Genomic DNA, 11,901 nt, shown 5'->3' on the forward strand with positions numbered 1-11,901 from the left:
GGGACCGGGCGGTGGGAGGGGCGCGGCGGCGGACGCCGAGCCCCGTGGCGGCGTGGGCGCGGCAGGCCCGCGCCGCGCCCTGCGACGACCGTGGCGCTGGCCGCGGCACTGCTGATGAGCCTGCTGCCACCGACCGTGGTGGCGGCGGCGCCGGTTGACGGCGGGGGAGGGGGACGTCCCGAGCTGCCGGCCTCCGAGCCGGCGCTGACCGGCCGGGACGGCGCGGTGCGGCCACGACCGGACGACCCGACGGCGGCGCCGGCGGCCGCGCCGGCGGCGCAGTGGCCGTCGGCCGGAGTGAGCACCGTGACGGTCACCGGGACGGATCCCGCGCTGGAGCGGGCCGTCGCCAAGGACGCCGCGGCGAGCGCGGGCGGTTCCACCGCCGAGGCGGGCCCCGGCTCGCCGGTCAGCGTCCATCCGGCCTCGGGCGGCGGGGCCGGGGCCCGGGCCGCGGCGGAGGCCGTCGAGCGGGTCCGGGTGGAGGTGCTGGACCGGGCGGCGGCCGAGCGGGCCGGCGTCGACGGGCTGCTGTTCACCCTGGCGGGCACCGGGCCCGGCGCGGGCGGCGAGGTGGCCGTCGAGCTGGACTACTCCGCGTTCGCCCAGACCTTCGGCGGCGGCTACGGCTCCCGGCTGCGGCTGGTCCAGTTGCCGTCCTGCGCGCTGACGACCCCGGAGCGCCCCCAGTGCCGGGAACGCACCCCGGTGGAGTCGGTGAACGACGCGGCCGGGCGTACCGTGACGGCCGGGGCGGTGGAGCTGCCGGCCGTTCCCGACGGTGTGGCGAATCGTTCCGCCTCGACCGCGTCCCCGGCCGCGTCCCCGGCCGTCGTGCTGGCCGCTGAGGCCGACGACAGCGGCGAGACCGGCGACTACAAGGCCACCGAGCTGTCCTCGGCCGCCTCCTGGGAGGTCGGGCTCAACTCGGGCGAGTTCTCCTGGTCGTACGACATGCCGGTGCCGGAGGTGCCCGGCGGCCTGGTCCCGGCCGTCTCCGTGGACTACTCCTCCGGCTCGGTCGACGGGCGCACCTCCGCCTCGAACAACCAGTCCTCCTGGGTGGGGGACGGCTTCGAGCTGTGGCCCGGCTACATCGAGCGGTCCTACAACCCCTGCGCCGACGAGGGGGTGGAGAAGGACGGCAACGACGTCGGCGACCAGTGCTGGGCGTACGACAACGCCACGCTCAGCATGGACGGCCGGGCCGGCGAACTCATCCCGGACGGCACGAACACCTGGCGGCTCAAGGAGGACGACGGCACCCGGGTCGAGCGGCTGACCGACTCGGGCCGCGCCAACGGCGACAACAACGGCGAGTACTGGAAGGTCACCACGCCGGACGGCACGCAGTACTTCTTCGGCTACCACCGCCTCCCCGGATGGGCGTCGGGCAACCCGGTCACCGACTCGACGTGGACCGTCCCGGTGTACGGCAACGACTCCGGTGAGCCGTGCCACGCCGGCACCTTCGCCGACTCCTGGTGCCAGCAGGCGTACCGCTGGAACCTGGACTACGTCGTCGACCCGCACGGCAACGCGATCGCGTACTTCTACCAGAAGGAGACCAACTCCTACGGGCGCTACCTCACCGCGGCCGACGACACCCCGTACGTGCGCGGGGGTGTGCTCAAGGAGATCCAGTACGGCCTGCGTTCCACCACCGTCTACAGCGCCAAGGCGCTGGCCAGGGTGGTCTTCGGCACCGCGCAGCGCTGTCTGCCTGAGACCGGTGTGACCTGCGCGGCGGACACCATCGACGACAAGGCCACCTACTGGTACGACACGCCGTGGGACCTGAACTGCGCCGCCGGGACCGACTGCGACGAGGGACGCTTCTCGCCGACCTTCTGGTCCCGGCACCGGCTGACCACCGTCACCAGCCAGGTGCTGAACACGTCGGGCGGCTTCACCGACGTCGACTCCTGGGCGCTGACGCACCGGTGGGCGACCGGGGACATCGACTACACCCTGCTGCCGACCTCGATCCGGCACACCGGCCGCGCCGCGACGCCGGCGATCACCCTGCCGGCGACGGAGTTCGTCTACGAGCAGGCGCCGAACCGGCTGGACCGGATGGGCGACGGCATCGCGCCGTTCATCAAGCACCGCCTGTCCACCATCACGGACGAGACCGGCGGCCAGACGGACGTGAACTACTCGGCCCCGGCCTGCGACTGGAACGCCCTGCCGACGCCGCAGACCAACACCACCCGGTGCTTCCCGCAGTACTGGACCCCGCCGGGCGCGACGGATCCGGTGCGGGAGTGGTTCAACAAGTACGTCGTCACCGACGTGGTCCAGACCGACCGCACCGGTGGCGCGCCGGAGGCCGTCACCCGGTACACGTACTACGGCGGCGGCGCCTGGCACTTCGACGACGACGACGGCCTGACCGAGCAGAAGTACAAGACGTGGTCGCAGTGGCGCGGCTACGGTCTGGTCCGGGTGCAGACCGGTGGCAACCAGACCATGACCACGCAGACCGACCACTACTTCCTGCGCGGCATGGACGGCGACCGGGCCGGACCGGACGGCGGCACCAAGACCGTCACCGTGGAGGACGGCGAGGGCGGCACCCTGACCGACCACGACGCCCACGCCGGCTTCGAGTACCGCACCCTCACCTACTCCAGGCCCAACGGGGTCGTCCTGGAGAAGACCCTCAACACCCCCTGGCGCCACCGGACCGCCTCCAAGACCCGCGACTGGGGCACCATCGCCGCCCACTTCACCGGCACCGCGACCGCGCGCGCCTTCGTGTCGCTGGACGACGGCGCGGGTGAGCGCTGGCGCGAGACCCGGACCAACACCACCCACGACACGGTGGCCGGCCGGGTCACCCGGATCGCCGACCTCGGCGACGTCGCCACGGCGGACGACGACCGCTGCACGACCACCACCTGGGTCGACAACGCCTCCGCCAACCTGCTGAACCTCGCGTCCCGGCAGCGCTCCTGGACCGGCTCCTGCTCCACCGAGCCCACCGAGGCGGGCCAGGTCATCTCGGACGTGCGGACCGCCTACGACGGGCTCGCGCACGGCGCCGCGCCGGTGCGCGGCGACGCCACCAGCGTGCAGACCATCAGCGATCTGGCCAACGGCACGCCGTCCTACCGCACCGCGACCGCGACCTTCGACGGCTACGGCCGCCAGCTGACCGCGACCGACCACGCGGGCCGCACCACCACCACCGCCTACACCCCCACCACCGGCCGTCCCAGCAAGGTCACCGTCACCACACCCCCCGCCGTGGCCTGGACCGCGAGCACCGCCCAGGTCACCACCACCGAGCACGACCCGGTGCGCGGGATGCCGACCTCGGTCACCGACACCAACGGCAGGGTGACCACCCAGTCCTACGACGCACTCGGCCGGCTCCTGCGGGTGTGGCTGCCCAACCGAGACGTCAAGGGAACCCCCACGTACGAGTACAGCTACCAGGTGGCCGAGGACGCGATCGTCGCCGTCGGCACCACCACCCTCTACGGCACCACGACGAAGACCAGCTACGTCCTCTACGACGGCTTCCTCCGCCCCCGGCAGACCCAGGCACCGGGCCCGGGCGGCGGCCGGCTGCTCACCGACACCCTCTACGACGCCCGCGGCCAGGTCGACCGCACCTACGCGGCCCACCACACCACCGGCGCCCCGGCCCCCGCACTCTTCCTCCCGGACAAGCCCGCGGCGATCGAGTCGCAGACGGCGTTCGCCTACGACGGCCTCGGCCGGGTACTCACCGAGCGCCACTTCGCCGGCAACGGCGAAGGCCTCGCCCCGGACGAGCTGTCCCGCACCACCTACGCCTACGGCGGCGACCGCGTCCACATGACCCCACCGGACGGCGGCACCGCCACCACCACGATCAGCGACGCGCGCGGCAACGCCACCGAGCTGTGGCAGTACCACGGGCCCACCCCGACCGGCGCGCACGACGCCATGACGTACCAGCACAACCCGCGCGGCGAACTGGTCGAGGCCGTCGACCCGGCCGGCAACACCTGGAGCTGGACGTACGACATCCTCGGCCGGCTCACCCGGAGCGTGGACCCCGACGCCGGCACCACCACCCGCACCTACAACAACCGCGACGAACTGGTCACCGTCACCGACGGGCGCGGCCAGACCCTGCACCACACCTACGACAACATCGGCCGCAAGACCGCCGTCCGATCCGGCTCCGCCACCGGACCCCTGCTCGCCACCTGGACCTGGGACACCCTCGCCGAAGGCCAACTGACCTCCTCCACCCGCTACGACCAGGACGGCGCCGCCTACGTCAACCGCGTCAACCTCTACGACACCCTCTACCGACCCGTCTCCACCTCCGTGGTCATCCCACCGGCGGAAGGCGAGGAGGCGCTCGCCGGCACCTACACCAGCGGCACCGCGTACAACACCGACGACACCGTCCAATCCACCGCCTACCCCGCGGTACCGGGTGCGGCCGGTGCCACCGTGCTGCCCGGCGAGGTGATCACCCCGATCTACGACGACATCAAGCGAGTCGTCGGCCTGACCGGGACCGGGAACGTCACCTACGTCGCCGACGTGAAGTACAGCCACACCGGGAAACCGCTCCAGTACACCCTCACCGGCGGCGCCACCAAGGCGACCTGGGTCACCAACTCCTACGAGTGGGGCACCCAGCGCCTGCACGACACCCGCGTGGACCGCGAGGACGTTCCCGGCGTCGACCGCTCCGTCACCTACGCCTACGACGACGCCGGCAACGTGCTGTCCATGGCGGACGTCTCCGCCGGCGGCACCGACACCCAGTGCTTCACCTACGACCACCTGCGCCGGATGACCGAGGCGTGGACCGAGGGCGACACCACCTGCTCGGCCACCCCCAGCACCGCCGTGCTCGGCGGTCCGGCGCCCTACTGGACCAGCCACACCTTCGACGCCGTCGGCAACCGCACCCGGCAGGTCGAGCACGCCACCACCGCCGGCGGCCAGGACACCACGATCACCTACGCCTACCCCGCCCCCGGCGAGGCCCAGCCGCACACGCTGCGGTCCGCCACCACCCGCTGGCCGGACGGCACGACCACCCTGTCCAGCTACGAGTACGACGCGGCCGGCAGCACCACCGCGCGCGTCATCGGCGGCGACGAGCAGACCCTCGCCTGGACGCCGGACGGGCGGGTCGCCTCCGTCACCGGGCCCGAGGGCACCACCTCGTTCCTCTACGACGCCGACGGCAACCGCCTGATCCGCCGCACCGCCACCGAGACCGTCCTCTACCTCGGTGGCACCGAGGTGATCCTGGACCGGACCACCGGGACGGAGGAGGCCCGCCGCTTCTACGACCTCGGCGGCGGCCACACCGCCGTCCGCGCCAGCGATGGCGGCGTCCACCTGCAGATCGCCGACCACAACGGCACCGCCGAGACCAGCGTCGACACCGCCACGCAGCGGCTCACCCAGCGCCGCAGCACCCCCTACGGGGAGCCCCGGGGCGAGCAGCCCACCGCCTGGCCCGACGAGAAGACCTTCGTCGGCGGCACCCAGGACCCCACCGGCCTGATCCACCTCGGCGCCCGCCTCTACGACGCCGACCTCGGACGCTTCATCAGCGCCGACCCGGTGATGGACCTCACCAACCCGCAGCAGATCAACGGCTACGCCTACAGCAACAACAACCCCGTCACCTTCACCGACCCCACCGGGCTGATGCTCGACACCTGCTGGAACGGCGGGTACAGCTGCGAGCAGGACGGCAACGGCAACATCACCGCGACGAAGAACCCGTCCCCCGCGCAGGTGTGCCACCCGCAGTACGGCTGCGGCACCGGCGCCCCGCCGCCCGGCCTGTCCGGCAGCGGTGGTGGAGGCAGCGGTGGCGGAGGCGGCGGCGGTGACGGCGGCGGTGGTGGAGGCGGCGGCGGAGGCGGCGGCTTTCTCGGTGGCCTCGGTGACCTGGCCGGTGACGGGCTCGGCTGGCTCGGCGACCGCGCCGTGGACACCTACGAATGGGCGCGGGACGACGGGATCGACGTAGTCGCCGAGGTCACGGGGGTCAACGACTTCCTGGACTGCGGCACGAGCATCGCCGGCGGCGGCTTCAACGTCATGGCCTGCGGCGGCGCGGCGGCCACCTTCATTCCCGGCGGCCGAGGAGCCGTCACGGGCTTGCGCTACCTGGACGAGGGCATCGACGCGGCCCGCCAGTTGGACGACGTGACCACCTGCGTCACAGGCGGCCGCCGCCACTCCTTCCTCGCCGGCACCGACGTCCTGCTCGCCGACGGCACCCGCAAGGACATCGACGACCTGGAGGTCGGCGACGAGGTCCTGGCCACGGACCCGGAGACGGGCGAGACCCGGGCGCGCAGGGTCGTGGCGACGATCATCACCGACTCCGACAAGGAGTTCACCGAGATCACCGTCGCCACCTCGGGCGGTCCGGCGGAGATCATCGCCACCTCGCACCACCCCTTCTGGGACGAGGCCACCGACACCTGGGTCCACGCCGGCGACCTCGCCGAGGGCGCCGAACTGCGCACCCCGGCAGGCGACACGGTCACCGTCACCGGCGTCCGCACCTACCACGGCACGGCCCGCACCTACGACCTGACGGTCGAGGAACTCCACACGTACTACGTGGCGGCGGGGACGGACCCGGTCCTCGTGCACAACTGCGGGACCGGGCCCCGGGACGGCGCGGGGCTCACGCGCGACGAGTTGATGGCGCGGGCCCAGGCGCTCCGCGACCAGTACGCGAACGACCTGAACAACGGGCCAGCAAGCCGACGTCCGGCAACGGTGACCGCCGGTTACAACACGCAAACCGGGCAGTACGCCGCCGGTGCTTCGAACGGGCGCGGCGTGTGTGCGGAGTGGTGTGTTGTCAATCAGCTTGGAGGGGATCCCGCGCACATCGTGTTCACCTCCGCTATTCGCCCGAGAACGGGGAGGCAGGTTAACATATGCGTCACATGCGAGGCGCAGTTCGGTAGGGGCGCCTTCCAGGAGCCTGGGACCGTATTCGATACGGACGAACTGAGTCAGTACGATTAGTGGCCTGTCGGGAGACGCGCAGGATGGAAAACGAGATCGGTCGGCACGATTGGCCGTCGCTCCAGGGGGTGGCGGGTGACGCCAGGGCGCTCGGTCCGGCGCTCCATGCCCTCCTGGGGGCGGACGGCCGGGAAGCCGCGCTCGACGCGGCGCGCCGCGTCGAGCGGGTCATCGACGGACAGGGACTGCTCTGTGAGGCGTCGGAAGCGGTGGCGAGCTGCCTGGTGCACGGGTTGTGGTCCCGCTCGCAGCACAACGAGGACCTGATCCTCGGCATCCTTTCCGACATCTCGGCGGGCACGGTGGACGACACGGACCCGGAATGCTACGGGCCGGTTTCGGTGGATCGGTGCATGAGTGAGATCTGCCGTGGATTTCCCGCGTATGTCGAGATTCTGGAAAACGGCGTCAAATCGGAATCGCGGAGAGCCTGCATCGATCTCATCCTCATGTGCGGGCTCAGGTGTGAAGAGATGAGGGAAAGGGCGCTCCATCATCTGCGAAGCGTGCTCCGCCTCGATGGGATCGAGGATTTCCAGGCTCTCCTGCAGGCCAGTCTGAAGGAACTCGAAGGCGGGGTGTGAGATACTGGCCGCATCGTCGTTGTCCCCGGGAACTCGTGGTGCGGTGCTTTCGATGGCCGTCCCGCGATGACATTCCCGGGGCATGCGGCAGTGCGGTCGGTCGCCGTCCTCGTACGAGAAGCCCTGGGTCCTCGGCCCCAGGGCTTCTCCGCTTGCCGGCGGGGTTGACGGGGCGGACGTGCCGGTTCTGACACCCAAACGGGCTGAGGAATCCGGCCGTCGGAGCTAGCGTGGCGCGCGTGACCCAAGCTGTTCGCGTGACTGAGAAACCCGGCGCCGGAACCGACACCTACCTGCGCCATCCCCACCTGCACGGCGACCTGATCACCTTCGTCGCCGACGACGACGTCTGGCTGGCCCCACTCGACGGTGGCCGGGCGTGGCGGGTGACCGCCGACCAGGTGTCCGTCTCCCACCCCCGCTTCTCCCCCGACGGCACCCACCTGGCGTGGACCTCCACCCGGGACGGTGCTCCCGAGGTGTACGTGGCCCCGGTCGAGGGCGGGCCGGCGCGGCGGCTCACCCACTGGGGGAGCCGTACCACCGTGGTGCGCGGCTGGACGCCGGACGGGCGGGTGCTGGCGCTGAGCGCGGCCGGCGAGGCGTCGGCGCGGCGCGTGTGGGCGCGGGCGGTGCCGCTGGACGGCGCGCCGGCGGAGCGGCTGCCCTACGGGCCGGTCGGCGCGGTCGCCTGGCAGTCCCCCAAGGCGGCGGGGGAGGGGCCGGCGGCCGTGGCGCTGCTGTCGGCGGGCATGAACCGCGAGGCGGCGTGGTGGAAGCGGTACCGGGGCGGCACCGCCGGGAAGCTGTGGATCGGCGAGCCGGCCGGTCCGCTGGCCCCGACCGAGTTCCGGCGGCTGCTCCCCGAACTGGACGGCCGGGCCAACATCGAGTCGCCGGTGTGGATCGGCGGCCGGCTGGTGTTCCTCAGCGACCACGACGGCATCGGCAACGTCTACTCGGTGCTGCCGGACGGCACCGACCTGCGCCGGCACAGCGACCACACCGAGTTCTACGCCCGTGGGGCGAGCGGGGACGGCGCCCGGGTCGTCTACCACAGCGCCGGTGAGCTGTGGCTGCTGGAGCCGGCCGGCGACGGCGCGCCGGGCGGATTCGCCGAGCCGCGCCGGCTGGCGGTCCGGCTGGGCGGGCCGCGCACCGGGCGGGAGCCCTTCCCGGTGGACGTGCGCCGCCACCTCGGTGACGCCGTCCCGGACCGCACCGGCCGCGGCGCCCTGGTGGAGGTGCGCGGCACCGTGCACTGGACGGCCGCGTGGTTCGGCCCGGCACGCGCGCTGTCCGTGCAGCCGGGCGTACGCGCCCGGCTGCCCCGCCTGCTGGGTGACACCGGCCTGGCGGCCTGGGTGGACGACGCCGAGGGCGAGGACGCGGTGGTGATCGCGCCCACCGGCGACGCCGCCGACGGGACGACGGCGGCCGGGGCGGGCGCCCAGGCCCCGGGCAACGGGACGGAGGACACCGGGGACGGGCGGCAGCGGGCCGGCGGCCCGCGCCGGCTGGCCGCCGGGCGGCTGGGCCGGGTGCTGGAGATGGTCGCCTCCCCGGACGGCGAGCGGATCGCGCTGGCCACCCACGACGGACGGGTGCTGCTGCTCCGGGTGTCCTCCGGCGAGCTGACCGAGCTGGCCCGCAGCGAGCACGGCGACGCGGACGGCCTCACCTTCTCCCCGGACTCCCGCTGGCTGGCCTGGTCCAGCCCCGGCCCGGAGCCGCTGCGCCAGCTCCGCCTGGCCGACCTCGCGAAGGCCGACGAGGGCGACGTCGCCGGCGCCGTCTTCGACGCCACGCCGCTGCGGTTCGCCGACTTCTCCCCGGCCTTCACCCGCGACGGCAAGCACCTCGCCTTCCTCTCCGTGCGCAGCTTCGACCCGGTCTACGACGCGCACGTCTTCGACCTGTCCTTCCCGGCCGGCTGCCGGCCCTTCCTGCTGCCGCTGGCCGCCGAGACGCCCTCGCCCTTCGACCCGCTGCTGCGCGGCCGGGGCTTCGGCGGGGACGACGACCCCTCGGGCGACGACACCGAGGACGACTCCGACACCGGCGACGGCGACAAGAAGACCGAGGACGCCTCCGGCACCGGGGACGGCGCCGCGGACGACGCCGAGAACGGCTCCGGGAGCAACGCCGGCGGCGCGAAGGACGGCGCGAAGGCGGGCGCCAAGAACGGCGGCAGGAACGCCGACCGCGCCCCGCGCACCAGCGTGGACCGCGAGGGGCTGGCCGAGCGGGTCGTCCCCTTCCCCGTGCCCGCCGGCAACCTCGCGGCCCTGCGCGCCGCCAAGGGCGCCGTGCTCTGGCTGCGCGAGCCGGTCGCCGGCGTCCTCGGCGACAACCTCGCCACCCCCGACGACGACGCGCCGGAGACCGTGCTGGAGCGGTTCGACCTCGGCAGCCTGCGCACCGAGGAGCTCCTGGACTCCGTCGACTCCTACGAGGTCACCGGCGACGGCACCCGGCTGCTGGTGCAGGACGGCCACCGGCTGCGGCTGGTCCCGGCCGACCGCAAGCCCTCCCCGGACAGCCCCGAGGACGACGTCCGCCCTGACCTCGACCGCATCCGCTTCGACGTCGACCCGGTCGCCGAGTGGCGGCAGGCGTACGACGAGGCGTGGCGGCTGATGCGCGACCACTTCTGGCACCCCGGCATGGTCGGCCCCGACTGGGAGGCGGTGCGGCGCCGCTACCTGCCGGTGCTGGCCCGGGTCGGTACCCGGGACGAGTTCGTCGACGTCCTGTGGGAGGTCCAGGGCGAACTCAACACCTCGCACGCCTACGTCATGCCGCCCGGCAACGGCCGCGACCCGGCCCGCGCCGTCGGCCTGCTCGGCGCCGACCTGCGGGCGGACGGCGACGGCCGCTGGCGGGTGGAGCGGGTGCTGCCCGGGGAGAGCTCCGACCCGCGGGCGCGCTCCCCGCTGGCCGCGCCCGGCGTGGCCGTACGGGCCGGCGACGAGCTGGTCGCCGTGGACGGCCGCCCGGTCGACCCGCTGACCGGCCCCGCCCCGCTGCTCGCCGGCAAGGCCGGCAAGCCGGTGGAGCTGACCGTGCGGCCGGCCGCCGGCGGGGCGCTCCGGCGGGTCGTGGTGGTGCCGCTGGACAGCGAGGAGTCGCTGCGCTACCAGGACTGGGTGGCGGACCGGCGCCGCTACGTGCACGAGCGCTCCGGCGGCCGGCTCGGCTACCTGCACGTGCCGGACATGGTCGGCGCGGGCTGGGCGCAGCTCCACCGCGACCTGCGGGTGGAGGTGGTCCGCGAGGGCCTGGTGGTGGACGTCCGGGAGAACCGCGGCGGGCACACCTCGCAGCTGGTGGTGGAGAAGCTGGCCCGGCGGATCGTCGGCTGGGACGTGCCCCGGGGCATGCAGCCGGTGAGCTACCCGCAGGACGCGCCGCGCGGCCCGGTGGTCGCGGTGGCCGACGAGTTCTCCGGCTCCGACGGCGACATCGTCACCGCGGCGATCAAGGCGCTGGGCATCGGTCCGGTGGTGGGCACCCGCACCTGGGGCGGCGTCGTCGGCATCGACTCCCGCTACCACCTGGTGGACGGCACCCTGGTGACCCAGCCGCGGTACGCCTTCTGGCTGGACGGCTACGGCTGGGAGGTGGAGAACCACGGCGTGGATCCGGACGTGGAGGTGGTCTGCGCGCCGCAGGACTGGGCCGCCGGGCGGGACCCCCAGCTGGACGAGGCGGTGCGCATCGCCCTGGAGCGGCTGGCGGCCACGCCGGCGCGGACGGCGCCGCCACGCCCGTGATCGCCTGATCCCGCTCGCTACGATCGGTGCGGCCCGCGCGCTTCCGCGCGGGCCGCACGGCTGACACTCACACTCGAGGAGGTCGGGCGGTGGCGGGTGAACCGCAGGCCGACTGCCTGTTCTGCAAGATCGTCGACGGGGAGGTCCCGGCGACCGTCGTGCGCGAGACCGACCACACGGTCGCCTTCCGGGACATAAACCCGCAGGCGCCCACCCACGTGCTGGTGGTCCCGCGCGCGCACTGGCGCAACGCCGGGGAGCTGGCGGCGGGCGACCCGGTCGTCGCGGCGGCGCTGCTGGCCGACGTGGCCGCCGTCGCCGAGGCCGAGGGGCTGGTGGACAGCGGCTACCGGACGGTGTTCAACACCGGCTCGGGCGCCGGCCAGACCGTCTTCCACGTGCACGCCCACGTGCTGGGCGGGCGCGGGCTGAACTGGCCCCCCGGCTGAGCCGCCCGGCCGACCAGCCAGGCCGACCAGCCCGGCCGAGTCGTCCGGCCGGGCCCGCCCGCCACC

The 11,901-nt window shown here is 73.6% G+C and carries 4 protein-coding genes; all 4 read left to right on the forward strand.

What is annotated here, in order from left to right:
* Positions 1-90: 90 nt before the first annotated feature.
* The 4 genes from FHU37_RS29075 (at position 91) to FHU37_RS18265 (ending at position 11,835) form a co-directional block, all read left to right on the forward strand.
* A complete protein-coding gene (locus FHU37_RS29075) occupies positions 91-7,026 on the forward strand; it encodes a polymorphic toxin-type HINT domain-containing protein (RefSeq protein WP_179815217.1) in 6,936 nt (2,311 codons plus the stop codon).
* Positions 7,027-7,049: 23 nt separating this feature from the next.
* The gene (locus FHU37_RS18255) at positions 7,050-7,610 is read left to right on the forward strand and encodes a hypothetical protein (RefSeq protein ID WP_179815218.1); all 561 of its coding nucleotides are present in this window, start codon (positions 7,050-7,052) and stop codon (positions 7,608-7,610) included.
* Between the two features lie 257 nt (positions 7,611-7,867).
* Positions 7,868-11,386 (forward strand): S41 family peptidase, encoded by a 3,519-nt coding sequence (locus FHU37_RS18260; protein ID WP_179815219.1) that lies wholly within the window; start codon positions 7,868-7,870, stop codon positions 11,384-11,386.
* Positions 11,387-11,475: 89 nt separating this feature from the next.
* Positions 11,476-11,835, forward strand: a complete 360-nt coding sequence (locus FHU37_RS18265) for a histidine triad nucleotide-binding protein (RefSeq protein WP_179815220.1) — start codon at positions 11,476-11,478, stop codon at positions 11,833-11,835.
* The last annotated feature ends 66 nt before the right edge of the window (positions 11,836-11,901 follow it).

This window comes from Allostreptomyces psammosilenae (genome assembly GCF_013407765.1).
Taxonomy (GTDB): domain Bacteria; phylum Actinomycetota; class Actinomycetes; order Streptomycetales; family Streptomycetaceae; genus Allostreptomyces; species Allostreptomyces psammosilenae.